Raw genomic sequence first — 23678 nt, forward strand, 5'->3', positions numbered from 1 at the left:
GACCGCATGGACGGCACGAGCGACCCGAACGACACGAGCGGTACGAACGCCGAGACCGACACCGACACGATCGGGGGCTGGCTGGACAGCCTCGCGTCCGCCGACCCCGCACCCGGTGGAGGGGCGGCCGCGGCGATGCAGGTGGCGATCGGTGCCGCGCTGGTGTCGATGGTGACCAACCTGACGATCGGCAAGCCGGTCCACGCCGCGCACGAGGAGCACGCGGTCCAGGTCCGTGAGCGGGCCGACGCCCTGCGCGCCGAGGCACTGCGGTTGGGCAGGGAGGACGAGGCCGCGTTCACCGCGTTGATGACGGCGTACCGCCTTCCCCGTACGACCGAGGAGGAGCGCACGGCCCGTCGCGATGCGGTGCGGTCCGCGACCCATGCCGCCGCCCTGCCGCCGCTGGCGATCGCCGCCGCCGCGGCCGACGTGGTCGCGCTGGCCGAGTCGCTGCGGGGACGGTCCAACCCGCGGGTGGTTTCCGACCTCGCGGTCGCCGCCGCCGCTGCGGCCGGTGCCGCGGAGTCCGCCGCGGTCAACGTCGAGATCAACCTGTCCTCACTGCCCGACGGCGATGTCAAGGACGAGTTGACAGCAGACCTCGAGGAGCACCTCGCCGTGGCCGAGCGCGGCCGCGTCCTGGTCGCCGACATCCGCCAGGAGCTCACCCGATGACCACCGGCGGCGGTGGCGCCCACCGGATCGACGGGCGCGCGGTGGCGGCGACGATCGACGAGCGGACCACCGCCGACGTGGCTCGGGTGACCGCGGCCGGGATCGTTCCCACCCTGGCCGTGGTGGTGCCGACCGACGACGAGGGAACGGCGTGGTACGTCCGCTCGATCGCCCGGGCAGGAAAGCGGCTCGGCATCACCTGCCTGGTCGACACGCTGTACGGCGCCGACGCGGCCACCCTCGCCGGCCACCTCGCCGCCAGGTCGGCCGACCCCACGGTGCACGGTGTGATCTGCCAGACCCCGCTGCCGGCCGGGGTCACCCTGGCCGACCTCGGCGCGGCGATCGCACCGGACAAGGACGTGGACGGGGCCAACCCGACCTCACTGGGGCTGCTCGCCGCGGGCTCGGCGGAGGCGTTCGCTCCGGCGACCGCGCAGGCTGTGCTGGAGATCCTGCGCCACGAGCAGGTGCCGCTGGCGGGCCGGCGCGTCGTGGTCGTCGGGCGTTCCACGGTGGTGGGCAAGCCGGCCGCTCTGCTGTTGCTCGCCGAGAACGCCACCGTGACGATCTGCCACTCCCGGTCGGCCGACCTGCCCGCGCTGTGCCGTGAGGCGGACGTGCTGGTGGCGGCCGTCGGGCGTACCGGCCTGATCGGCGTCGACCACGTGCGGCCCGGTGCGGTCGTCGTGGACGTCGGCACCAACCCCACACCGGACGGCGGGCTGGCCGGCGACGTCGACCCGGCCGTGGCCGCGGTGGCGGGAGCGCTCACGCCGGTGCCGGGAGGTGTCGGGCCGGTGACCACCGCGCTGCTGCACCGGCACACCGCGCTCGCCGCGGTGCGTGCCTCGCTCAGGTAGCCGACGTGCCGCGCGGGGGTACGACGCCGCGCCGGTACGCGTACGCCACGGCCTGAGCCCGGTCGCGCACCCCGAGCTTGGCGAACAGGTGGTTGACATGGCTCTTCACGGTGGCCTCGCCCACCACCAGACGACGGGAGATCTCGGCGTTCGACAGCCCCTCGGCCATCAGCGCGAGCACCTCGGTCTCCCGCGGCGTCAACCCGTCCGGCCGGGCGCCGGCCTGCCCGCTCGGCGGCGCCGCCTCGCCCCGCGCCGGCTCCGTGCCGGGCGTGCCGGGCGCGCCGGGCGCGCCGCGCGCGCCGAGGGAGTCGAGCGCGTCGACGATGTGGTGGTGAACGGCCCGGTCGATCACCGCGTGGCCGTCGGCGACCTGGACCAGCGCGGCCCGGATCTCCTCCGCGCCGGCGTCCTTGGTGAGGTACCCACGCGCACCGGCCCGGAGCGCGTCCAGGACGGACCGGTCGTCGGCGTACGTCGTCAGCGCGATCACCTGGCCCGCCCCGGGCTCCGCGCGCAGCCGGCGGGTGGCCTCGATGCCGTCGCAACGCGGCATTCGCAGGTCCATCAGGATCACGTCCGGGCGCAGCCGCGCGGCCAGGTCGACCGCCTGCTCACCGTCCGCGGCGGTGCCGACCACCTCGACGTCGGGCAGCAGGCCGAGCAACATGGCCAGTCCCTCGCGGACGACGCGCTGGTCGTCGGCGAGCAGCACCCGGATCGGTTCGGTCCTGCCGTGCGCTTCGCCGGTCACGCCGACACCTCGCCGCCGTGGCCGTCGCCCTCGTAGTCGTCGCCGTACGCCGGTAGGTCGCCGGCGCGTGCGGGCAGCCGGAGAGCGACCCGGAAGCCGGTCGCGGTCGGCCCGGCCGTCAGCTCGCCACCGAGGAGTTCGGCGCGTTCGCGCATGCCGCTCACGCCGTAGCCGGGAGCCCGGTCGCCGTCGCCCGTCGCCCGGGGCTCGGTGGATTCGCCGTCGTCCACGACGGTGAGCCGGGTGCCGTCCGGGTCGTAGCTCAGGCGTACGTCGACCCGGTGCGGGTGGACGGCATGCCGGCGTACGTTCGTCAGCGCCTCCTGCGCCACCCGGTACACCGTCAGCCGGGTTTGTGGTCCCAGCTCGTACGGCCGGCCGGACACCTCGACCCGGCAGCTGATTCCCTGGTCGCGCTCGAACTCCTCCGCCAGCTCCGGCAGCCGGTCCGGCCCGGGCAGGTCCTCGTCGCGGAGTACGCCGATCGCCTGCCGTGCCTCGCCGAGTCCGGCCTGGGCCAGCCCGCGGGCGCGATCGAGGGAGCCGGTCAGCCGCGGGCCGGCCCCCTCGCGGACCGCGAGCAGCCGGGCACCTTCCAGGTGGAGCAGCAACCCCGACAGGGAGTGGGCCAGCACGTCGTGCATCTCCCGGGCGAGCCGCTGGCGCTCGGCGAGGGTGGCCGCGCGTACGTGCGCGGACCGGGTGCGCCGAACCTCGGCCAGCAGGCGTTCGGCCTGTTCGGTGCGCGCGCGCAGACGGCGGGCGTACTGACCGAGCCGGAAGAACGCCAGCGCGCCGGCCTCGGCGACCACGACCGTCGTCCACGGCCGGTGGCCGCCGACGTGCCCGGCGACGGCGAGACCGACCAGCGTGATCGCCACGACCGCCTGGCCGCGCCGCCGGGGCAGGCTCGACGCGGCCACACCGGTGGCGACGAACCCGCCGACGAAACCCGGTCCGTCCGGCTCGATCGCCACGACGGCCACCGAGCCGCCGATCAGCAGGGCGAAGAGGGCGGCGGTCAGCCAGCCGGGACGGCCACGGGGCACCTCGACGAGCAGGCCCGCACCGCCGAGGGCCACGGCCGCGGTTGCCGCCAGGGCGAGCAGTCCGAGCCCGTGCGCGTCCAGGCCCGGCCGGTCGCGCAGGGCGAGCCCCATCAGGACCACGATGAGCACGAGCCCCGCCGGCCGCACCCACGGCGGCACGGTCCGGTGGTAGGCGAGCGCCCCTCCGGTCGCATCGGTGCCGGCGCCGTTCGCGTGCGCACCATCCGTACCGGCACTGTCCGCGGGGGGCCGGGGCGCGAAGGCGATGGCCGAGGGCGGGTCGACGGGCACGGCAACCACGGTAGTACGCGGTTCCCGGGCGGTCCTCCACCCACGGGTTGAGCTCAGGGGTGGAGCCGCGGGCTGTCACCGATCCCCGTCGTTCCACCCGTACTTCCACCCGTACGCCGACGCCGGTGAGGGTGTCCGCGCCGCACGCTGGGTCTCGTCCGATCCAGCCACGAAGCGAACCCTCCTCACCGAACGGAGAACACGATGATCGCGCGGCTCGTCGTCATCGGCGCTGCCCTGCTCGTCACCGGGCTCACCCACCTCTTCGGCAGACCCACCTGGACCGCGTTCCTGGGCGCCGCTCTGCTCGTCGTTGCCGGCGGCCTCGGCGTCGTCCGGTACCGGCGGGGTCTTCCCCTCACCCGGCTCGGCGGTGGACGCCGATGAACACCTCCCCCGGCTCGGCCCGGGCCGACTCGAGCCAGGCGGCACCTGCTCCGAACCATCCGAACCATCCGGACCGGACGACCCGGCTTCCCCAGGCCTCCCGTCCGTCGTTGCGCCGGTTGCTGCCACGCGTCGCCGTCAACGCCGGCCTGCCACTCGTGGTCTTCGCGGTGGTCCGCTCACACGTCGGCAGCGACGTCCTCGCGCTCGCCATCGCCGGTGGCGTCCCGCTCCTCGGAACGCTCGCCACATTCGTGCTGCGGCGACGCCTCGACGTGGTGGGCGCGATCGCCCTGGTGGGCGTCGCTCTGGCCCTAGCGATCTCCGCCCTGTCCGGCGGGAACCGGATCGTGCTCGAACTCCAGGACTCGCTGGTGACCGGGCCGCTCGGGCTGGTGCTGCTCGGCTCGGCCGCCGTGGGCAGGCCGCTCCACCTGGTACTCCTGCGGATCCTCGCCGCGCGCGACCCGCGGATGCGAGGGTCGACGTCAGGCCCGTCGGACCCTGCCCGCCGGCGTACGTCGACCGTCTTCACCGTCCTGCTCGGCTCGACGCTGACGGCCCACGCGGGCGTCCTGCTGGTCCTCGCCCTCAGCGTGCCGACGGGGACGTTCCTCGCGTTGTCCCGGCCGGTCGGGCTGGCCGTGCTCGCGGTGGGCGTGGGCGCGATGTGGTGGTACCGCACCCGGCTGCGGGACCGGTCCTCCTGAGTAGCCGTACGGGCGGGGTCGGCCCGGGCTGTCGGTGGTCGGTGGGACGACCTGACCGGCGACGATGTGCGTGCCCTGCGCCGCGCCACCTGGTGGCACGAGTACGTCCCACCCCGGCTGACCCGGGAGGAGGCCCGGGCGATCATCGAACGCGGACCCGTCCGAGCGCGCTGAGCGGACCTGCCTGGCCGGCCCGCAGGCACACGGCCTAACGTCGCGGGTATGACCGGTGCTTTCGACGACCTGCTCGCCGCCAACGAGCGCTATGCCGACGACTTCCAGCTCGCGGGATTCGACGGGTTCGCCCATGCAGGGGTCGGGCTCGTCACCTGTATGGACTCCCGCATCGACCCGCTCGGCCTGCTGGGACTGCGGCCCGGCGACGCCAAGATGGTGCGCAACCCAGGCGGGCGGGTCACCCACCAGGCGCTGCTGGCGCTCATCCTCGGCGTCAACCTGCTGAGGGTGGAGCGGATCCTGGTGATCCCGCACACCCGCTGCGCGATGGCCTCCGCCACCGAGGCCGAGTTGCGCGCCCGGGTCGGCCAGGCGAGCGGGCAGGACGCCACGTGGGAGACGTTCGGCGCGATCGCCGACCAGGAGAGCCAGTTGCGGGACGACGTCGCCCGCGTACGCGCGCACCCGCTGATCCCGGACTCGGTCGCCGTCGGCGGCTTCCTGTACGACGTCGACACCGGGCGGCTCCGCCAGATCGTGTGACCCTGCGCTCGGCATGTAGGTCACCGATGCGCCGGCCCGGAGAGCCTCCACCTCGACGTGTGCGCAACTTGACGTTGACGTCGATTCTTCTTGTGGACAAGCGGTTTCCCGCAAGCGGAGGCCGATCTTGTCCGATAGAATCGAACGCATGAGCGACGGCGGTGGGTGCTTCGGTGAGGACCTGGGCGAACAGCCCGATCCTCGCCGGGTGCTGCCCGCCGGACTGGCGGACATGCCGGCCGGGCCGCGGCTTGCGGTCCTGCTTGCCTCGGTCGACCGTCGTGAGTGCAACGGGTTCGAGCTGGAAGAGTCGATCAAGGCGCGGCGGAAGCTGATCTGCCAACTGGAAGCAGACTGTCTGGTCGATGTGAACGAACTCGCCCACACCAGCCCCGGCATGCCGGACGAGCCGGCGCACCGCGGGGACGTGATGGACTCGATGACCCAGGCAGTTCTGGAGTCACTGCTGGGGTGGACCGGCCACCACGCCGACTGGTACCTCACGCTGGCCACCACCCTCCCGCGTCTGCCGAGGGTGCGTGAGGCGCTGGCGTCGGGGCAGTTGGAGATCAACGACGTCCGCACCATCGTCGACCGCATCACCGACGCCAAACCCGACCTGTGGCCGGCCATCGAGGACGCCATCTTCCCCAAAGTGCTCGAACTGCGCGGCGGGCTGCTGCGCGCCAAGGTCGAAGCCGAGGTCGTCAAGGCAGACCCAGAAGCCGCCGCCAAACGCCACCGCGCCGCACGCACCGGGCGGAACGTCGCGATCTGGCCCGCCGTCGACGGCGTCGCCGACCTCGCCATCCGAGGACTCCCAGCCGACCAGGCCGCCGAGGCGTACGGCTACGTCGACGCCATCGTCCGCGCCGTCAAATCCACCGGCGACCCCCGCACCGTCAGCCAACTCCGCGCAGACGTCGCCGCCGCTCTGCTCACCGGCACCGCCGACATCACCAACTGCTCCGTCCCCATGCAAGCCGACCAGGCGCAAGGCGAGACCGCGCAGGACGAGCCAGCACAGGAGAAGTCTGAGCCGGACGACTCTGAGCAGGACCGGTGCGAGCAGGACGAGACGCCGCGGGACACTGAGCAGGATGACGCGGAATGCGACGCCTCGCAGGAGCAGGGTGAGCAGGGTCACTGTACGGTTCACCGGTTCCCCGACCATGACCTGCACGACAGCTGGTGTGGCTGCGGCGACTGCTCCCCGGCCCCCGTCGCCAACTGCAGTGCGTGCGGCGCGGCCGCCGTGCCCGGCGTCCCGGTCCACGACGCTGCCGCCCACCAGGCGGCCGAGCACACCGCGGCCACGCAGAACGCAGCCACAGAAGGTGCAGCCGCCTCCACCGCAGCCCCCAACGCCGGTTCCAACAGCGGATCCGACAGCGGTCACTCCACCGCGGGACAGATCCCGCAGCAGAACCACCGACCGGACGAGCCGGCCGACCCGCCACCCGGTGGGGCGCCAACGCCACCGACACCTCCACGACCCGCGCCGCCTTGGTCCTCCACGCAGCCGAGCTGGGGGCCGATACGAACGCGCGCCAAGATCCAGCTGAACATGCCCCTGACCACCCTGATGGGACTGTCCACCCGGCCCGGGGAACTCGGCGGGTTCGGACCCGTCATCACCGAGGTCGCCGAGCGGTTGGTGGCGAACAACCTCACCAACCCCGAAGCCAGATTCACCGTCGGGGTCACCCACCCGGTCACCGGACGCCTGTTGCATCTGCATCCGATACCGGCCAGGTTCCTGCGCGGGCTCCAAGCCGAGCTGGTGCATGCCCGCGACCAGCGCTGCGTATGGACCACCTGCAGGAGACCTGCGGCGACGTGTCACCTGGACCACAACACCGAGTACGCCGACGGCGGGGAAACCGGTGTGGACAACATCGCACCCCTGTGCCCACGCCACCACAAGGCCAAAACCGAACGAGACTGGAGGCTCCGGCAGACCGGGCCCGGCGAACACACCCTCACCGACCCCTTCGGCCGCCAGTACCCAAGCCGAGCACCATCACTGACCGACCCAGCGACACCAACCGAGCCCGCAACCGCCACCGCCGCCGCAGGGACGGCCGAGGATGGCCTGCCGTCGTTCTGAGGAAATGCGGCAGGACGCGGGTGCGTGACGGGACGCCCCTCAGGACCTGTCCTCGTCGGCGAGGCTGAGGCGCAGCGGCGTACCGTGCATCACGACGTCGGCCACCGGCGAGCGGCGTTCGGCGAGGTGTACCAGATCGGCGAGTTCCTCCCGGCTGGCCTCCCCCTCGACGTGCAGTGTCATCCGGATGCTCTGGTAGCCGGGGCGAACCTCCTCCGACATGCCGAGCAGCCCGCGCAGGTCGATGTCGCCGTCGAGTTCGGCGTCCACTCGCGTGAGGGTGATTCCCCGAGCTGCCGCGTGGTAGACGAGCGTGGTGGTCACACATCCGGCGAGTCCGGCGAGGAGGTACTCCACCGGGTTGGCGCCCCGGTCCTCTCCGAGCAGTGCCGGGTGTTCGTCCTTGTCGTAGACGAAGTACGTCTTGTCCCGGCGGTGTGTCGTACGGGCGCCGTCGAAGTCGGCGACCACCGCCCGGTTGTGGGCACCGTGGACCCAGAAGTTGCTGAGCCGGAAGTTGAACTTCGCGATCGCCGGATCCTGTTCGATCGCGGTGATGGTCTGGAACAACCTGCCCGCGTCCACCCCGTTGACGACCTTCTCGGCGGTTGTCGTCGTCATCGAGTACAACTCCCTTCGAGCACTGTCGTAGTTGGCTTCCTTTCAGGGCAACCAACGATTGACGGGCGGGGAATGGCCACCCGGGCTGCTGTACGGAGGACCTTCGACTCTTTTCGGCCGCTGCGACTCCTGCAGCACCTCTCGCGGCTCCGACGGGGTTCGCGGCTGCGCCACTCGCAAGGCATCGGCGCTGCGGTCGAAATGGTCGAGCACCTCCCCCAGTCGCTCACAGGTGCGTTCGATCTCCCGACGCGCCCGGTCGCGCTCGATGATCGCCACGGACAACAGCAGTCCGGTCAGGGCGACCGCCCCGTTGAACAGCTGCAGGACCACCATGGTGTCGAACAACCCACGTCCGGCGAACGGCCCGATGGAGTGGCCCGCCGTGTAGATCGCGTCCGCCGAGGCGAGCAACGCGACCGGCGCGGCGCCCGGCAGCTGGAACCTCCAGGCAGCCCAGACGAGCAACGGAAAGGCGAGGAACAGGACGCCGAACATCCGCGCGCCGATCAGCACGACCACGAGTGTGGCGGCGAGCAGCCCCATGATCTCGAGGAGTTCGCTCGTACGGATCTCCTGCCGCCAACGGATCCGGCCGAAGGTCAGCAACAGCGGCGCGACGATCAGGATGCCCATCGCGTCGCCGGTCCACCAGGTCAGCCAGGTTGACAGGACATCGCTCGGCTCGGTCAGGCCGACAACCACCCGGACCACGATGCCGATGGTCGAGCTGACCAACATGCCACCGAACGCGGCGAGGAACACCAGCGCCAGGGCGTCCCGCAGTCGATCCAGTTCGGTTCGGAAGCCGACCTTGCGTAGTGCCCAGTACGCAATCAGGCAGGCGAGGGTGGTACCGGCCGCGGTGGGCAGAGCGGCGATCGCCGGGTCGCGAGTCGCCTCCAGGAGAAGAGCGCCGAGGAGAATTCCCGGCCACACCCGCGGCCCGAGCAGCAGCAGTGCCGCCAACGCGATGCCGGTCGGCGGCCAGAAAGGACTGATCTGTCCCTCCACGAGGCCGACCAGCAGTCCCAGTTGCGCCGTTCCGTAGAAGGCAGCCGCAACAGCGAGGATCTGCAGCCCAACGATTCCAACCCGCCGGAGCTCGGGGAAGCGCTCCACAACGGGTCACCCTACGCGCGACTCGTCGGCACCAGGGAGGGCGCCCGCTCGCGGACGCGCCCTCCTTTCACCACCAATTAGCCTCGAGACGTCACGTCGCGGCTAAACCCCTGTGCGTACGCCCCTGACCGAATACATCGCGGGCAACTGGTCGCGTAGGCCCTCACGGTCGAGGTTCGGCAACGGCATGCCGCCTGCCCGGGCCGGGAACTCGTGCAGGAACTCGATCGCGATCCCGGCGCCGACGAGGGCGGTGACCACTTCGCCCAGGGTGTGGGTCCACTCCCGCGACTCCTGGTGATTCAGCCCCGCCTCGGACACCGCGTACGAACCGTCCTTGACCACCACGGTCGGCTCCGGGCGGCCGAAGTAGCTGCCGTGCAAGGTCAGGACACCCTCCGCGGTGCCGGACTCCGACAGCGCCAGCGCGAGCGGGTGGTAGTCGAGCACATAGAATACGCCGCCCGGGCGGAGGAGCCGCGCGCACGTCGCCGCCCACGCGTCCAGGTCGGCGATCCACATCAGTACGCCCTTGGACAAGAACACCACGTCGTAGGTGTCGTTCAGGTGGTCGGCGGCGGCGAGCACGTCGCAGACCACGAACTCCGCCTCGGTGTTCGTCCGGTCAGCGAGGTCGCGGGCGATGCGGATCGCCTGGTCGGAGAAGTCGACGCCGGTGACGCGGGCCCCCTCCCGTACCCACGACAACGTGTCCAGGCCGATGTGGCACATCAGGTGCAGCAGCCGCTTGCCAGTGACGTCACCGACCTCGGCGAGCTCGAGTTCGCCGAGCGTGCCGGTCCCGCGCAGGAAGGACTCCACGTCGTAGAAGTCCGACGCGGCGTGCAGTGGAGCAAGCTCGTTCCACATGGCCTGGTTGACGGTCGTGTGCTGGTCCATGGCGCCGACCTTCGCAAACGCGCCGGAGAGGAGGCGACCGGATAAAGTCGCTCTCCGTCCTTTTCGTCAGCCGGCCAGACTTCGCCCCATGCGGTGCAACAGCCGGGACCGTCGCGACGCGCCGTCGGGGAGCACGCCTTCCGGGGCGGCGAAGAACCGCCCACTCGTGCGGGACGCGGTGGGGGTCTCGGCGAGACCAGCGTAGATCGCGTCGAGGTTCCCCTCGATCCAGGCGACCAGGCCGGGGTCGAGTCGGTCGTCCACGTCGAGGGCACGGGCGAGGTCCCAGGTGTGCACGGCGGAATCGGTGACGCGTACCGCCAGCGCTTGCCGCGCGGTCACCTCTCCCAGCGGATAGTCGAGGGTGCGCTGCAGGGCGCCGGGACGGGAGAACGCCTCGGCGCAAGCCCGCACCGATCTGTCGTACGCCCCGACCGGGTCCTCGCCCAGTACGTCCTGGTCACGACGCCGGAGGAAGTCTGCGCTGGTCGCACCCTCCACAAGCCCTACATAGTTGAGGTTGCCACCCGCCATGTGGTTCACCAGCAGGCGGACGTTCCACTCCGTGCAGGGCGTCGGGTCGCTCCATTGCTCCGGTCGTACGAGCCGCAGACGGCGGGCGAAGTCCGCACTGGACGAGACGAACCGGTCGACGATCCCGTGGAAACAGTCGTTCACCTCCCCAGAGTCCTACGCACTCCCGGGGAAGGGCTGGCGGGTATCGGACGTCGCGTTCAGGCCCGAAGCATCGCCGAGCCGCCCGGACGGCAGGTCGCGTAGCCGGCGCACTGGGGTGGCCAGGAGGATGAGCCCGCTCAGTGCGAAGATTCCGAGCATCGCCCACAACGCGGTTCGTACGCCGACAGCGTTGCCCAGTGCGCCCGCGACGAGCGCACCCAGCGGGATGGCGCCGAAGTTGACGACCTGCACGCTGGTGGAGACCCGGCCCAGCAACTCGGCCGGCACGTAGCTCTGCATGAAACCCGCGAAGACGACGTTGCCGGCCACGACCCCCGCCACGATCGCCACGCCGGCGACGGCGAACAGCACCAGCCCGAATCCGCGGTTCGCACAGGGGATCAACAGCCCGAGTGGTGCCAACCCGACCTTGCCCAGCAGGACGACGCGTGCACTGCCGATCCTCGTCGCCAGCCCCCGGGCCACCGTGGCGCCGAGGATCCCGCCCCCACTGGTGATCGCGATGAGCACACCCGTCGCGCCGGCACTGAGGCCGACGTCCCGGACGAGGAACAGCACCAGCAGCGACTGGTACCCCGTCAGTGCCAGGTTGGCAGCACATCCGTAGAGCGTGTGGCCGCGCAGCAAGGAGTCGCGGGCCACCATGCCCAGGCCCTCGCGGATCTCCGTGCGCAGCCGGCGCCGGGCACGAGGACGGACCTCCTCGACCGTCCTCATCCGGGTCAGGCACACCGCCGACACCGCGAACGTCGCCGCGTCCAGCACCAGCCCACCCAGTGCCGACGCGAGCTGGGCGAAGAGGCCGGCCACGCCCGGGCCGGCGAGGTTGGCCACCTGTTCGCTTCCCTGCAGCTTGGCGTTGGCCTCCAGCAGGTGGGCGGGCTTCACGACCGCGGGCAGGTACGCGCGGTAGGCGGTGGCGAAGAAGACCTTCGCGGTGCCGGCGACCAGCGCGACCAGGGCCAGCTGGACGACGGTGAGATGGCCCAGGGCCGCCACCACCGGGACGCTGAGGAATGCCGCCATGGAGATCCAGTCAGCGACGAGCATGATGCGGCGCCGCGAGCCGCGGTCCACCCAGGCACCCGCCGGCAGACCGATGATCAGCCACGGCAGCCAGGCCGCCGCGGCCAGCACGCTGACGGCGAGCGGCGGCGCGTGCAGAACGGTGACCGCGACCAGCGGCAGTGCCACCGTGGTGACCGAACTGCCCAGGCTGCTCACGCTCTCGCCGGTCCACAACAGCCGGAACTCCCGGTCGCGCAGCAACCCCAGCCGGTCGGCCAGCCCGTTGGTGAGTAGACCGGTCGTCGCAGCCGTGGGCTTGGAGTGGTCGGCGGCCGCGGAGGGGTCGGCGGCCGCGGAGGATTTGGTGGTGGTCATGGGCGGGCCGGCACCGCGCGTGCGAACGTGAAGACCGTCTCGCGTTCCTGCCCGTCATCCGGGATCTCCCGCTCGGCCCACTTCTCCATCAGCGCGATGACCTCCCGGCCGAACTCGGCGAGCTCGGCGTCGGTGACCCGCAGCCACCCCTCGGTCGAGAACGGGCCCAGAGGCCAGCGTTCCTGCTCCGACTGCGGCTGGTCGGCCCAGCGACGGACGTGGCCGGTCTGACGTTCGAGGTTGAGGGACTCGACGGCACGGGCGACCGCGTCCCCGGCCGCGTCCTCGGCGAAGTCCGCCGAAGACCAGCACAGAGACGGCGTCGCCCGGCGCCACCACCGCTCCCGCCGGTCCTTCGCCAGCTCCGGCGCCTCCTCGATCAGCCCGGCCGCAGCCAGGGCGCGGACGTGGTGGCTGACGTTGCCGACAGCCTCCCCGGTCTTCTGGGCGAGCGCGCTGGCGGTGGCCGGCCCGTCCACCTTCAGCAGGTCGAGGAGCCGGCGGCGCACAGGGTGCGCCATGGCGGCGAGGACGCGGGAGTCGACGATCGTGGGTTCGCGGTCAGGCATGGACCGAGCCTAGACGCACAAGAAGATTCGTACAACCGGTGTTGTACGAATCTTCTTGTGCTTCTTTCGCGGCCGGCTCGCCTGGCATAATTCCGCGGTGACCTTCACCGGCAACCCGTCCGCGACCTTCGGTACGCCTTCGCCGACCGCCGGCGCGCACACGTCGACTCCCGCCGAACTCCTCGCGGCCCACGACGCCCAGGTCCGGGCGACCGTCGCCGCCCGGATGCCGCCCACCTGGACCTCCCACCCGGACGGCCGGGTGCTGCGGGTGACCACTCCGTACCGCGCCTTCGTGTTCTCCGACGGGCTCGCCGGAGCCTCGGCGGAGGTGGTGCAGGGCTACGTCCGGCGCGCGCGGGACTTCTTCGCCGAGCGGAACGAAGCGGTGGAGTGGAAGTACTACAGCAACGACCATCCGCAGCTGCCGGAGTTCCTGGAGGCGGCCGGGTTCCGGCCCGAGGACGAGGAGTCGGTCGTCGTCGGCCGGGTGACCGACGTCCTGGACGCCGGGCCGGTGCCGGAGGGCGTCACCATCCGCGCCGTCAGCGACCGGCGCGACCTGGACCGGATCGCCGCGATGGAGTCGGAGGTGTGGTCGCAGGATTGGTCCTGGCTGGCCGACGACCTGGCGGACCGCGTCGCCGGCAGCCCGGACGACATCGCCGTCCTGGTCGCCGAGGCCGACGAGGACGGCGCCGAAGGCCGCACGGTGGTGGCCGCGGCCTGGCTGGTGGTGATGCCGGGCACCAGGTTCGGCGGCCTGTGGGGCGGTTCGACGCTGGCGAGGTGGCGCGGGCGCGGCATCTACCGGGCGCTGGTCGCCGAGCGTGCACGGATCGCGCAGGCCAAGGGGCTGGAGTTCCTTCAGGTGGATGCGTCCGAGGACAGCCGGCCGATCCTCGAACGGTTGGGCATGTTCAAGGTCGCCACCACCACGCCGTACGTCTGGACTCCGCCGACGTCATGAGCGTGCCAAGGCCGCATCGGCTGTGCCGCACGGAGGCTCGCCGCATCGCTGTCCGCGCGCAGCTCCTCCTGAAGCAACGGCCGACGGATCTGCTCGACCTGGTGCGGCACCTGACCATGCTGCAGCTCGACCCGACGGCGGCGATCGCGCCGAACGCCGACCTGGTGGCGTGGAGCCGCCTCGGTTCGTCGTACGCACCGGCAGAGCTCACCACTGCACTGGAGAAACGGCAGCTGATCGAACTGGCGGCGATGCTCCGCCCGGCGGAGGATCTCGCGCTGTACCGCGCCGACATGGCAGCGTGGCCCGGGACCGGCGAACTCCGCGACTGGCAGGTGTCGCGTCGGGAGTGGGTGCGGGCCAACGACACCTGCCGGCGGGACATCCTCGACCGGCTCGGCTCCTCCGGGCCGCTGACGTCGCGTGAGCTGCCGGACACCTGCGCGGTGCCGTGGAGCTCGACCGGGTGGACCAACAACAAGAACGTGATCAAGCTGCTCGACATCATGGTGGCCCGCGGCGAGGTCGCCATCGCCGGGCGCAGAGGCCGCGAGCGGCTGTGGGACCTCGCGTCCCGGGTCTATCCCGACGATCCGGTGGTCCCCTCGGCGGACGCGGCGCGCATTCGCAATGAACGCCGACTGCGTTCACTGGGCATCGCCCGCGCCAAGACGGCGGAGAGCCCGACCGAGGCGTGGGACGTCGGCGAGGTCGGGGAACCCGCTGTGGTCGAGGGTGTCAAGGGCAGCTGGCGGGTCGACCCGTCCTACCTCGACCAGCCGCTGTCCGGCCGGGCGTTCCCGGGCCGGGCGTTCCCGGGCCGGGCGGCACTGCTGTCGCCGTTCGACCGGCTGGTCCACGACCGCAGACGCGCGCTCGAGCTGTTCGACTTCGACTACCAGCTGGAGATGTACAAGCCGGCCGCCAACCGGCGCTGGGGCTACTTCGCCCTGCCGATTCTTTACGGCGACAAGCTGGTCGGTAAGCTCGACGCCACCGCCGACCGCAAGGCCGGCTTGCTCCGGGTGCACGCCGTCCACCAGGACGTGCCGTTCACCAAGACGATCACTGCCGCCGTACGCCGCGAGATCGAGGACCTGGCGCGCTGGCTGCGGGTGGATTCCGTCCTGCCCGATTGAGTGTCCGGTACGTCTGGGTAAACGCCGTGCGTGGTGTTGCTGACCGCGCCCGCGACGTACGCCGACCTGGTGGCGGCCCGGACGCAGATGGCCCTGTCGCTGGGCTGGCACATCGTCCTGGCCTGCCTGGGCGTTGGTATGCCGGCGATCACGTTGATCGCGGAGTGGCGCGGCCATCGCACCGGGGACGCGGCCTACCAGCTGCTGGCGCGTCGCTGGGCGCGGGCCATGGGCGTGCTCTTCGCGGTGGGTGCGGTGTCCGGCACCATTCTGTCGTTCGAAATGGGCCTGTTGTGGCCGGGCCTGATGGGCGTCTACGGCCAGGTCATCGGCCTGCCGTTCGCGATGGAGGGCGTGGCGTTCTTCATCGAGGCGATCTTCCTGGGCATCTACCTCTATGCCTGGGACCGGCTGTCCCCCGTCAAGCACATGTTGGCAGGGGCACCGGTCATGGTCGCCGGGGTCGCCAGTGCGTTCTTCGTGGTGTCGGCCAACGCCTGGATGCAGCAGCCGACCGGCTTCGACGTCGCCCACGGCAGGATCGTGGCGGTCGACCCGTGGGCGGCGATGTTCAACCCGTCCACGCCGCCGCAGACGACGCACATGATCCTCGCGGCGTTCATGGTCGCCGGGTTCGGCATCGCAGCCGTCTATGCGGTCGGGATGCTTCGCGGGCGTCGCGACCGCTACCACCGGCTGGGTTTCCTGGTGCCGTTCACGGTGGCGGCCGTGGTCACACCGGCCCAACTCGTCGTCGGCGACTGGGCGGCCCGGTTCGTCGCCGACAACCAGCCGATCAAGCTCGCGGCGATGGAGGGCCTGTTCCAGACCGGACGTGGCGTGCCGCTGAGCGTGGGCGGTATCGCCGTCAACGGCGAGTTGCGAGGGGCCATCGAGATTCCGTACGGACTGTCCATCCTCGCTCATGGCAAACCCAACGCCGAGGTCGTCGGCCTCGACAAGGTTCCACCGAGCGACTGGCCGCCGGTCAACATCGTGCACCCGGCGTTCGACCTGATGGTCGGGATGGGCCTGGCGTTGCTGCTGCTGTCGGTGTGGCTCGGGTGGGCGTGGTGGCGACGGCGGGACCTGCCGCGCTCGCGGTGGTTCCTGCGGGCCGCGTCGCTGGGTGGCGTCGCCGCCGTGGTGGCGCTGGAGACCGGCTGGACGGTCACCGAGGTCGGCCGGCAGCCGTGGATCGTCTACGGCGTGCTGCGGACGGCCGACGCGGTCAATCCCGCACCCGGGCTGGTGTGGGGGTCCGTGCTGGTCTTCGTGGTCTACGTGGTGCTCACCGTGGCGACGGTGTACGTCCTGCGCCGGCTGTCCCGGGACTCACCCGCACCGGCCGCGCCGCAGGAACACGACGTCGCCGAATACCCGGTCGCCTGAGGTCTGCCCATGACACTCGTCGACGTCATCCTCGCGTTCGTCTGGATCGGGCTCACGGCGTACGTGTTGTTCGCCGGGGCGGACTTCGGTGCCGGCGGATGGGACCTGCTCGCCGGCGGGGCCGAACGCGGCCGGGAGCAACGCAGACTGATCGAGCACTCCATCGGTCCGGTGTGGGAAGCCAACCACGTATGGCTGATCTTCGTCCTCGTGTTGCTGTGGACGGGTGTCCCGCCGGTGTTCGCGGCCGTGTTCTCCACTCTCTACATCCCGCTCACCCTTGCGGCGTTGGGGATCATCGCCCGCGGGTCGGCGTTCGCGTTCCGCAAGGTGAGCACCCGGCTGTGGCAGCGGCGGCTGTTCGGCGCGACGTTCGCGTTCTCGTCGGTGGTGACGCCGTTCTTCCTCGGCACCGTCGCCGGCGCGATCGCGTCGGGGAGAGTGCCGGCGGGTATCGCGCGCGGCAACCTGGTCACCAGTTGGCTCAACCCGACCTCGATCGTGACCGGGGCGCTCGCCGTCGGCGCCGGTGCGTACCTCGCGGCCGTCTACCTCACCCGGGACGCCGAGCGCGCCGGGTCGCCTGAACTGGCCGAGGCTTTCCGACGTCGCGGGCTGGTCACGGGAGTCGCCGTCGGCGTGGTCGCGGCGGTGGGCTTGGTGGTGCTGCACGCGGACGCGCCGAGCCTGTTCGCCGAGCTGACCACCGGGCGGGCGCTGCCGTTGCTGATCCTGTCGGTCGCCGCCGGGTTGGCCTCGCTCGTGCTGCTGTGGCTACGGGTGTTCGTTGCCGTACGAATAACCGCCGCGGCCACGGTCGTGGGCCTGTTGTGGGGTTGGGGTGTCGGGCAGTACCCGCGGCTGCTGCCGGGGGTGACCGCACGCCAGGCCGCGGCGACCGATGCGGTACTCGCCGCCACGATCGGCGCGGTCGCCGTCGGCGCGCTCCTGCTCATCCCCTCACTGTGGTGGCTCTACGCCACCTTCCAGCGCGGACAGCACGAGACCCCGGCCTCCCCCTCGGGTCAGGAGTCGACGTAGGCGCTGGACTGGAGTTGGTACATCCGGTGATAACGGCCACCGAGCGCCATCAGTTGGTCGTGACTGCCATGCTCCACCAACCTGCCTTCGTGCAGAACGAGAATCCTGTCGGCCGAACGCACCGTCGAGAAGCGGTGCGAGATCAGGACGACGGTACGCCCGGCGCGCAGGCCCTCGATCGTCTCGAACAGCTCGGCCTCGGCCTCGGCGTCGAGGGAGGCGGTCGGTTCGTCGAGCACGACGAAGGACGCGTTCCGGAACAGAACTCTGGCGATCGCCACGCGTTGCCACTGGCCGACGGACAGGTCTGCTCCACCCTCCACCTCGGACAGTCCGCCGCCGTCGGCAAGTTCGGAGAGGGGGCGGCCGTTCCAGCGCACGGCACCTGCGGTCGGCTCGTACAGGCCACACAACAGCTTGGCGAGCGTCGTCTTGCCCGAGCCGTTGTGGCCGACGATCGCGATCACCTCACCGGCAGCGATCTCGAAGCTCACCCGGTCGAGTGCCGGCCGAGACGCCGACGGGTAGCTGAAGGAGACGTCCTCGGCAGTCAGCCTGACGAGCGGCTCGGCCTCGGCCGTCCCTGCGTTGCTGGTCCGCTCGGCATGCTCGGCGCGGTCGCGGAGTTCGACGAACTCCTGCAGGTGCAGCCCGTGCTCCAGGGTCTGCGCCAGGTTCGTGGCGGCCTGCTGGGTCCGGTTGACGAGCAGGAGTACGGCAACGCAAGCGGTAGCGGCAGTTCCTAGCGTGAGGTCACCGCGGCGTACGAACTGCAGCACGAGCAGGATGACGCCACCGAGTACGACCGAACCGACCAGGCTCCCCACCGCGGAGCGGCGTACGAAGCGTCGTACCAGCGCTGCGATGTCCTCGATCCGCTCGTCGTACAGCGCCGACCACCGCCGCAGCAGATACGGAGCCAGCCGATAGGCCTGCACCTCCGGAGCCGACCGGCGTTCGTGGGTGATCCGCTCGATGTGGGAACTGCCCTGTCACCAGGGGTGTTGCCGAAGCTGAACGAGTACATCTCCTCGCTGTTGGACTTCCCGGCCAGCCACAGCGGAACGCTGGCCAGCAAGGTGATCGGCACCAGCCACGGACTCACGATCGCCAGCCCGACAGCGAGCCCGGCGCTCCCCACCAAGGCTCCCAGAAGCTGGGGCACCGCCATCGCGATCGGGATCGCACTCTGCACGCCGGTACGTGTCGCCCGCTGGAGCTTGTCGTGGAAGGCCGGTGAGTCGAACTCTCGCAGCGGCACCTGGCCGGCCAGCCGGAGCACGACCTCGGCGCATTACCGCACGGTTCGTTCGGCGAGCAGTCGGTGCATGCCCGCGCCCGCGGCTCCCGCGAACGACACGGCCCGGCGACACCGATGGCGGCGGCGATCAGCCACCACGTGCGGCCTGAGAGACCTGCACCACCGCCCTGACCGCGGGGCCCGGCTCCGCGCCCGGCGGCCTCACCGCGTGCTCCTGCGCGAGGACTCCCCGGTCGGCGGTTCGGTCGGGAAGCCCCACGCCGCGACCGTCACGCCCTTGGCCCCTTTGGGGACCTCGCTCGCGGGCCGCTTGTACGGCTCGAGCAGATCCTGGATCTGCTCGCCGACCTTCTTCAGCTCCTCCGCGGTCATCCGGGTCCGGAACTCCATCTCGAACCCGGTCGCCTGCCACTTCTTTGGGTAACCGGAGCGCACTGCGACCCAGCGTTCGATCTGGCGCACCAACATCATGCGCATGCCCTGAACCATCGCCACTGCCGCGCGCCGCGCTTCCCCCTCCAGCTCCGCGTCGGGAATCATCAGCCCTCCGGTCGCGTCGCGCCACGGGCGGCTGCGCCCCTTGCCTCGTTCGGCTTCCACGACGAAGCCGTACTTCGCCAACGTACGAAGGTGGAACGAGGTGTTGGCAGGGCTCTCGCCGATCCGCTCGCCGAGTTCGGTAGCGGTCAACGGTCCGTTCTCGCGGAGAATCTCCAGCACCTGCAGCCGAACCGGATGGGCCATCGCTCGCATTGCCTTGGGATCCCGCAGGACGCGCAACCCCGGGCCACTATGATCGGAAGACATGTTTCGAAAGTACTGTTTCGATACTTCCGTCGTCAAGGCTGCAGACTCAGCTCCTTCGCCAGCCCGACGAGTTCCTGGGCCGTGTCGATCGCCGCTCCATCGGGCGGGGCGTACCCGAGTCGCCGGTAGAAGGCCAGCACCGCTTCGTTGCGCGGGCGTACGAACAAACAGGCACGCGCCGCGGTCGTACGCTCCTCGGCAGTGCGCATCAACGCCGTGCCGATCCCGCGCCCGGCCAGAGTACGGGTCCGGGCGTGCCGAGAGACACCCACAGAACCCCGTTAGTCTCGCCGGGCAGCGTCGGATCAACGGGAACAGGAGGCACCCGCCGGTGGAACGCAATGTGGCGAACGAGGAGGACGTGTTCGCCCTGATGGACGCGCTGTTCGAGGCGGACGCGGACCGGTGGACCGCCCGGGGTGCGGGTTGGTGGGACGGCTTCTACGGCGAACGGGAGCGAGGTGTCCCGTTCTTCCGGGACGCACCGGACGAGTCGCTGGTCGCCTGGCACACCGCCGGTCTCGTACCCGCCGAAGGTCGTGCTCTCGACCTCGGCTGCGGGCCCGGGCGCAACGCCGTCTGGCTCGCCCGGCAGGGCTTCCACGTCGACGCCGTCGACCTCTCCCCGACCGCGCTGGAGTGGGGCCGGGAGCGGGCGGCAGCAGCGAACGCGAACGTCAACTTCGTCCAGGCCAGCATCTTCGAACTCGGCGACGAGTTCACCGGCTACGACCTGGTGTACGACTCGGGCTGCTTCCACCACCTGCCGCCCCACCGCCGGATCAGCTACCGCCGGCTGCTCGAACGCGCCGTCGCCCCCGCCGGCGCGTTCGGACTGGTCAGCTTCGCCTGGGGCGCGATGGGGTCGGAGGAGCCGGACGCGAACTTCTATCGGGAGGGACGCCTCGCGGGAGGTCTTGCGTACCGCGAGGAGGATCTGCGCCGGATCTTCGGCTGGCTGCGGCCGGTCGAGGTACGCCGGATGACACCGCAGGACGCCGACTCGCCGACGTTCGGCGACAGCTTCCTGTGGGCGGGCCTGTTCGTGCGGTGACCGAACCCGGTCCAGGTTCCCCGAGCGCCCCGGTGGAGGCACAATTGGGACGCGGCATCACATCGACCAGCACCGAGAACGGCGGTTGACTTCCGGATGAGCGACGACCTGGTCGACCGACTCCTCGAGTGGGGGCGCCTGGCGCTGTCCCGGCGAGGGTTCATCGGCCTGGGCGCCGGCGCGACCGCCGCGCTGCTCGACTCGCGCGAGTTCGGCTCCGTCGGCGACGGCCGTAAGGACGAGCACCACGCGCTGCAGGCCGCGCTCGACCGTGCCGTCGCCGGCCCCCGCCCGCGGCCGCTGCTCATCCCCGCGGGCACGTACCAGCTCAGCAAGCCCCTGCAGGCGACCGGCCCGCTGGAGATCCGCGGCGACGGCCCGGAGCGGACCGTCCTCCTCGCTCCGCCCAACTCGCCCGCCATCTCGCTCGGCACGCTGTCCAACGGACAGCCGAACGGTCTGGTGCTGCGCGACTTCACCATCCGCTCGTCCTCGACGTCGCGCGCTCCCATGCTCGACATTCGCCAGTACGGCCGGAAGTGGATCGTCGACCGGGTGAACTTCGACGCCGCGTTCGGCGACCGTACGGGCGTGCGGGTCTGGTCGAGCTGGGTGGGCTCGATCAGGGACTGCAGCTTCTACCGGTTCGGCGCGGAGGGCGTCCGCTCCGAGCGCGCCGCCATCGTCGTCAAACCGCAGTCGCTTCCTACCGGCAACGGCCCGATCAACAACGTCGCCATCTCCGACTGCGCGTTCGAACGCGTCCAGGCGGGCATCGACCTGCACGACCCGGAGGAGACGGGCAAGAGCACGGTCATCCACGCGGTCGAGATCCGCAACCCGCGCTTCAAGAACTCCAGCGTCAAGGGACCGGTCGCCAACTCCGTCGGCATCCGGGCCAACTCCACGTCCACCTTCAACGTCGTGGTCACCGCGCCCTTCTTCGAGGACTTCGCCGTCGGCGTCTCGGTCCGCGGCTGGGGTTGGTCGATCACCTCGCCGTTCGCGCAGTCCGCCGACACCGTGGTCGACCTGGTGACCGGGGGCGGCCACAGCATCACCGGGCTCGTCCTGGACGGTGCCGCGGCCAACGCCATCGGGACCGGCGTCCGTTGCCGCTCCGGTGTCAGCGGGCGATGCGAGCTGCGGCTGTGGAAGAGCGTCCACGGCCGGAAGTACCTCACCCATCCCTGGGTCGACGACACCAAGGGCAAGCTCGTCGTCATTCCGGCGTAATTCGATTGCGGCGCGCCGGGGATCGCGCCGACGATCGTCCGGTGCGTACTCAGTGGTTGATCGACGAACTCGCCCACGCCGGGCCCGAACACCTCGACGCCGACTTCGTGGCCGGGTTCGACCGCAAGCAGGGGCACCCCGATCCGGGTGAGGACCTCGCCGCGCTGGCCGCCCACGGTGTCGGCGGTGACGCGACCGTGGTGGATTTCGGCGCCGGCACCGGCCAGTTCGCGCTGGCCGCGGCCGGGCGGTTCGGCCGCGTGGTCGCCGTCGACATCTCACCGGCGATGGTCTCCATCATGCGCGAACGCGCCGACGAGCGGGGTCTGGCCAACCTGGAGTGCGTACGCGGCGGATTCCTGTCGTACGACCACACCGGCAAACCCGCCGACGCCGTTTACACCCGGCATGCGCTGCACCAGCTACCGGACTTCTGGAAGACCCAGGCGCTCGTCCGGATCGCGGAAGTGCTCCGGCCGGGTGGGGTGCTGCGGATTCGCGACCTGATCTACGACTTCCGTCCGGACCAGGCCGGTGAGTTCCTCGAGTCGTGGCTGGCGGGTGCGGTGGACGATCCCGCGGCCGGCTACACCCGCGAGGACTACATCGGGCACATCCAGACCGAGCACAGCACCTACCGCTGGCTGTTCGAGCCGATGCTGGAGGCCTGCGGTTTCGAGATCGTCGACGCGTCGTACGCCGGCTCGATCTACGGCGCCTACACATGTGTCAAGCAGTGATTGACACCGAAGCCGGTGAGGCTCCTGCGTCCGCGTCTACACCTTCACCGGCACCGCACACGGGGGTGGAGGTGCTCGGCATCACTGTCAACGAGACCTTGCTGCGGCGCTGGGCCGGTTGGCTGGCGCCGTCCTGCCAGCCGTTCTTCCTGGCCGCGGCGGAGGCGGGCCGGCTCGGGCTCGCCGCTGACGCCGCACGCGAGCTGTCGCCCGAACTCCGCGACACCTACGAGGTGTGGAACCTCGCCACGGACCTGGAGACGGTGTGGCTCGGCGAGGACGCCTTCCACACCCTTCCCCGCGACGTACGCGTGGAACTCGTCCGAGCACAGGAGCGGCACGGACGAGGTGCGGTACCCACCGTCGACGGATGGACCGATCTGCTGGACGCGCAGGCATTGCGGGAGCAGGCCGACGAACAGCACTTCGTCTGGTGGCCCAGCCTGGTGGAGCCGCACCGGGCCGACGTACTCCCGCGCTGGGTCAGCGAAGGACTGCTTCCCTGCAGGCGCCGTTCGGTGCCGGAGGAGATCTGGCGGGCCGCCGCTGCCGTTCTCCCCAACGCCCGGGCACTCAGCGGGACCTTCGCGGGCGGGAGCAGGGGAAGCGCCCTCGACTCCGGCGCGACGAACTGCTTCGCCACCGTGATGACCGCGGCAGGGGTCCGAAACGCTGCCGACGAGTCGTTCGAGGCCTGGCTAGCGGCCCGCTGCACGGCGGGAGGAACCGACGACGTGCCCGGCTCCGTGCTGGTCTGGCGGGACGCCTCCGGGGCCGCCACGCACGCGGCCGTCACCCTCGGCGGCGGCTGGGTGCTCCACAAGCCTGGGCAGGAGTGGTACAGCCCTCGGCAGGTGATCTCGGTGACCGACGTCATGCGCCTCGCTCCGCCGGGCCTCACCCTTCACCGCCACACCCTGCGGTAGTCCTCCTGGGCGCGGGGCCGAGCGGCCTGGCGGCGCTCTGTGCAGCCCTGGGACCGGTGCCCTGAAGGTCGCGCTGCACCGAACCTGACGACGGGACCGGGTCAGTCGCCTCTCCCGGCGGGCGCAATCTCCGTTGCGGTGGTGGCACGGGCTGCCGATAATGCCGAACGCAGCCGTCGGGTACACCGGGGAGGTTCGTTGGGCGACCATTCGGCATGGGTTCGGTGGAGTCGCACTCTCGAGGCGGCGATCCGCG

The 23678-nt window shown here is 71.0% G+C and carries 25 protein-coding genes; 14 read left to right on the forward strand and 11 right to left on the reverse strand.

Going from position 1 to position 23678, the window contains the following annotated elements; translation table 11 throughout:
• Window positions 1–6 precede the first annotated feature (6 nt).
• Window positions 7–678 (forward strand): cyclodeaminase/cyclohydrolase family protein, encoded by a 672-nt coding sequence (locus tag ABZV93_RS11780; protein WP_354933713.1) that lies wholly within the window; start codon window positions 7–9, stop codon window positions 676–678.
• On the forward strand, window positions 675–1541 hold the full coding sequence (locus ABZV93_RS11785; protein ID WP_354933715.1) for a bifunctional 5,10-methylenetetrahydrofolate dehydrogenase/5,10-methenyltetrahydrofolate cyclohydrolase: 867 nt from the start codon (window positions 675–677) through the stop codon (window positions 1539–1541). Before ABZV93_RS11780 ends, ABZV93_RS11785 begins: the two co-directional genes overlap by 4 nt.
• On the opposite strand, the gene ABZV93_RS11790 is transcribed toward ABZV93_RS11785, so the two are convergent.
• Complete coding sequence (locus tag ABZV93_RS11790; protein ID WP_354933717.1) at window positions 1534–2295, reverse strand: response regulator transcription factor; 762 nt, start codon at window positions 2293–2295, stop codon at window positions 1534–1536. The genes ABZV93_RS11785 and ABZV93_RS11790 overlap by 8 nt on opposite strands.
• A complete protein-coding gene (locus tag ABZV93_RS11795) occupies window positions 2292–3635 on the reverse strand; it encodes a sensor histidine kinase (RefSeq protein ID WP_354933719.1) in 1344 nt (447 codons plus the stop codon). The genes ABZV93_RS11790 and ABZV93_RS11795 overlap by 4 nt, the downstream gene beginning before the upstream one ends.
• A gap of 204 nt (window positions 3636–3839) precedes the next feature.
• On the opposite strand from ABZV93_RS11795, the gene ABZV93_RS11800 reads away from it, so the two are divergent.
• The 4 genes from ABZV93_RS11800 to ABZV93_RS11815 all read left to right on the forward strand — a co-directional run bounded on the left by ABZV93_RS11800 (window position 3840) and on the right by ABZV93_RS11815 (window position 7562).
• Window positions 3840–4022 (forward strand): hypothetical protein, encoded by a 183-nt coding sequence (locus ABZV93_RS11800; protein WP_354933721.1) that lies wholly within the window; start codon window positions 3840–3842, stop codon window positions 4020–4022.
• Entirely contained in the window at window positions 4019–4732 is a 714-nt protein-coding gene (locus ABZV93_RS11805) for a VC0807 family protein (protein ID WP_354933723.1), read from the forward strand. The genes ABZV93_RS11800 and ABZV93_RS11805 overlap by 4 nt, the downstream gene beginning before the upstream one ends.
• 222 nt (window positions 4733–4954) lie before the next feature.
• Complete coding sequence (locus ABZV93_RS11810; RefSeq protein WP_354933725.1) at window positions 4955–5452, forward strand: carbonic anhydrase; 498 nt, start codon at window positions 4955–4957, stop codon at window positions 5450–5452.
• A gap of 148 nt (window positions 5453–5600) precedes the next feature.
• Window positions 5601–7562, forward strand: a complete 1962-nt coding sequence (locus ABZV93_RS11815; protein ID WP_354933727.1) for an HNH endonuclease — start codon at window positions 5601–5603, stop codon at window positions 7560–7562.
• 39 nt (window positions 7563–7601) lie between these two features.
• Here the strand turns inward: ABZV93_RS11815 and ABZV93_RS11820 are convergent, their stop codons facing one another.
• The 6 genes from ABZV93_RS11820 to ABZV93_RS11845 all read right to left on the reverse strand — a co-directional run bounded on the left by ABZV93_RS11820 (window position 7602) and on the right by ABZV93_RS11845 (window position 12856).
• Window positions 7602–8183: an OsmC family protein gene (locus ABZV93_RS11820; RefSeq protein ID WP_354933729.1), complete on the reverse strand. Its 582-nt coding sequence runs from the start codon at window positions 8181–8183 to the stop codon at window positions 7602–7604.
• 42 nt (window positions 8184–8225) lie between these two features.
• Complete coding sequence (locus ABZV93_RS11825) at window positions 8226–9305, reverse strand: MASE1 domain-containing protein (protein ID WP_354933731.1); 1080 nt, start codon at window positions 9303–9305, stop codon at window positions 8226–8228.
• A 102-nt stretch (window positions 9306–9407) separates the two neighbouring features.
• Window positions 9408–10205 carry a class I SAM-dependent methyltransferase gene (locus tag ABZV93_RS11830; RefSeq protein WP_354933733.1) on the reverse strand — a complete coding sequence of 266 codons (798 nt, stop codon included), beginning with the start codon at window positions 10203–10205 and terminating at the stop codon, window positions 9408–9410.
• Between the two features lie 66 nt (window positions 10206–10271).
• Window positions 10272–10883: a TIGR03086 family metal-binding protein gene (locus tag ABZV93_RS11835; protein WP_354933735.1), complete on the reverse strand. Its 612-nt coding sequence runs from the start codon at window positions 10881–10883 to the stop codon at window positions 10272–10274.
• Between the two features lie 12 nt (window positions 10884–10895).
• On the reverse strand, window positions 10896–12287 hold the full coding sequence (locus ABZV93_RS11840) for an MFS transporter (protein ID WP_354933736.1): 1392 nt from the start codon (window positions 12285–12287) through the stop codon (window positions 10896–10898).
• Window positions 12284–12856, reverse strand: coding sequence for a helix-turn-helix domain-containing protein (locus tag ABZV93_RS11845; RefSeq protein ID WP_354933738.1), 573 nt, complete (start codon window positions 12854–12856; stop codon window positions 12284–12286). The genes ABZV93_RS11840 and ABZV93_RS11845 overlap by 4 nt, the downstream gene beginning before the upstream one ends.
• A 97-nt stretch (window positions 12857–12953) precedes the next feature.
• On the opposite strand from ABZV93_RS11845, the gene ABZV93_RS11850 reads away from it, so the two are divergent.
• The 4 genes from ABZV93_RS11850 to ABZV93_RS11865 are packed head-to-tail and all read left to right on the forward strand — an operon-like array spanning window position 12954 to window position 17398.
• Entirely contained in the window at window positions 12954–13826 is an 873-nt protein-coding gene (locus ABZV93_RS11850; RefSeq protein ID WP_354933740.1) for a GNAT family N-acetyltransferase, read from the forward strand.
• The gene (locus tag ABZV93_RS11855; protein ID WP_354933742.1) at window positions 13823–14965 is read left to right on the forward strand and encodes a crosslink repair DNA glycosylase YcaQ family protein; all 1143 of its coding nucleotides are present in this window, start codon (window positions 13823–13825) and stop codon (window positions 14963–14965) included. Before ABZV93_RS11850 ends, ABZV93_RS11855 begins: the two co-directional genes overlap by 4 nt.
• A 30-nt stretch (window positions 14966–14995) precedes the next feature.
• A complete protein-coding gene (locus ABZV93_RS11860) occupies window positions 14996–16357 on the forward strand; it encodes a cytochrome ubiquinol oxidase subunit I (RefSeq protein WP_354933744.1) in 1362 nt (453 codons plus the stop codon).
• Window positions 16358–16366: 9 nt separating this feature from the next.
• Entirely contained in the window at window positions 16367–17398 is a 1032-nt protein-coding gene (locus ABZV93_RS11865) for a cytochrome d ubiquinol oxidase subunit II (protein WP_354933746.1), read from the forward strand.
• On the opposite strand, the gene ABZV93_RS11870 is transcribed toward ABZV93_RS11865, so the two are convergent.
• The 3 genes from ABZV93_RS11870 to ABZV93_RS11880 form a co-directional block, all read right to left on the reverse strand.
• Window positions 17383–18336, reverse strand: a complete 954-nt coding sequence (locus ABZV93_RS11870; RefSeq protein WP_354933748.1) for an ABC transporter ATP-binding protein — start codon at window positions 18334–18336, stop codon at window positions 17383–17385. The two genes, ABZV93_RS11865 and ABZV93_RS11870, sit on opposite strands and share 16 nt — an antisense overlap.
• A 524-nt stretch (window positions 18337–18860) precedes the next feature.
• Complete coding sequence (locus tag ABZV93_RS11875; RefSeq protein WP_354933750.1) at window positions 18861–19403, reverse strand: helix-turn-helix domain-containing protein; 543 nt, start codon at window positions 19401–19403, stop codon at window positions 18861–18863.
• A 95-nt stretch (window positions 19404–19498) separates the two neighbouring features.
• Entirely contained in the window at window positions 19499–19738 is a 240-nt protein-coding gene (locus ABZV93_RS11880) for a GNAT family N-acetyltransferase (RefSeq protein ID WP_354933752.1), read from the reverse strand.
• A 59-nt stretch (window positions 19739–19797) separates the two neighbouring features.
• Between ABZV93_RS11880 and ABZV93_RS11885 the strand changes: the two genes are divergently transcribed.
• The 4 genes from ABZV93_RS11885 to ABZV93_RS11900 all read left to right on the forward strand — a co-directional run bounded on the left by ABZV93_RS11885 (window position 19798) and on the right by ABZV93_RS11900 (window position 23422).
• On the forward strand, window positions 19798–20520 hold the full coding sequence (locus ABZV93_RS11885) for a class I SAM-dependent methyltransferase (protein WP_354933754.1): 723 nt from the start codon (window positions 19798–19800) through the stop codon (window positions 20518–20520).
• 96 nt (window positions 20521–20616) lie between these two features.
• Window positions 20617–21756: a glycosyl hydrolase family 28-related protein gene (locus ABZV93_RS11890; RefSeq protein ID WP_354933756.1), complete on the forward strand. Its 1140-nt coding sequence runs from the start codon at window positions 20617–20619 to the stop codon at window positions 21754–21756.
• 41 nt (window positions 21757–21797) lie between these two features.
• A complete protein-coding gene (locus tag ABZV93_RS11895; protein ID WP_354933758.1) occupies window positions 21798–22496 on the forward strand; it encodes a class I SAM-dependent methyltransferase in 699 nt (232 codons plus the stop codon).
• 71 nt (window positions 22497–22567) lie between these two features.
• The gene (locus tag ABZV93_RS11900) at window positions 22568–23422 is read left to right on the forward strand and encodes a hypothetical protein (protein ID WP_354933760.1); all 855 of its coding nucleotides are present in this window, start codon (window positions 22568–22570) and stop codon (window positions 23420–23422) included.
• The last annotated feature ends 256 nt before the right edge of the window (window positions 23423–23678 follow it).

Source organism: Actinopolymorpha sp. NPDC004070 (genome assembly GCF_040610475.1).
Classification (GTDB): Bacteria; Actinomycetota; Actinomycetes; order Propionibacteriales; family Actinopolymorphaceae; genus Actinopolymorpha.

Bases quoted from the DNA above. Each gene is read 5' to 3' on its own strand.
- ABZV93_RS11780 (WP_354933713.1), top strand. From the start codon at position 7: ATGGACGGCACGAGCGACCCGAACGACACGAGCGGTACGAACGCCGAG.
- ABZV93_RS11785 (WP_354933715.1), top strand. From the start codon at position 675: ATGACCACCGGCGGCGGTGGCGCCCACCGGATCGACGGGCGCGCGGTG.
- ABZV93_RS11800 (WP_354933721.1), top strand. From the start codon at position 3,840: ATGATCGCGCGGCTCGTCGTCATCGGCGCTGCCCTGCTCGTCACCGGG.
- ABZV93_RS11805 (WP_354933723.1), top strand. From the start codon at position 4,019: ATGAACACCTCCCCCGGCTCGGCCCGGGCCGACTCGAGCCAGGCGGCA.
- ABZV93_RS11810 (WP_354933725.1), top strand. From the start codon at position 4,955: ATGACCGGTGCTTTCGACGACCTGCTCGCCGCCAACGAGCGCTATGCC.
- ABZV93_RS11815 (WP_354933727.1), top strand. From the start codon at position 5,601: ATGAGCGACGGCGGTGGGTGCTTCGGTGAGGACCTGGGCGAACAGCCC.
- ABZV93_RS11820 (WP_354933729.1), bottom strand. From the start codon at position 8,183: ATGACGACGACAACCGCCGAGAAGGTCGTCAACGGGGTGGACGCGGGC.
- ABZV93_RS11830 (WP_354933733.1), bottom strand. From the start codon at position 10,205: ATGGACCAGCACACGACCGTCAACCAGGCCATGTGGAACGAGCTTGCT.
- ABZV93_RS11840 (WP_354933736.1), bottom strand. From the start codon at position 12,287: ATGACCACCACCAAATCCTCCGCGGCCGCCGACCCCTCCGCGGCCGCC.
- ABZV93_RS11845 (WP_354933738.1), bottom strand. From the start codon at position 12,856: ATGCCTGACCGCGAACCCACGATCGTCGACTCCCGCGTCCTCGCCGCC.
- ABZV93_RS11855 (WP_354933742.1), top strand. From the start codon at position 13,823: ATGAGCGTGCCAAGGCCGCATCGGCTGTGCCGCACGGAGGCTCGCCGC.
- ABZV93_RS11865 (WP_354933746.1), top strand. From the start codon at position 16,367: ATGACACTCGTCGACGTCATCCTCGCGTTCGTCTGGATCGGGCTCACG.
- ABZV93_RS11875 (WP_354933750.1), bottom strand. From the start codon at position 19,403: ATGGCCCATCCGGTTCGGCTGCAGGTGCTGGAGATTCTCCGCGAGAAC.
- ABZV93_RS11890 (WP_354933756.1), top strand. From the start codon at position 20,617: ATGAGCGACGACCTGGTCGACCGACTCCTCGAGTGGGGGCGCCTGGCG.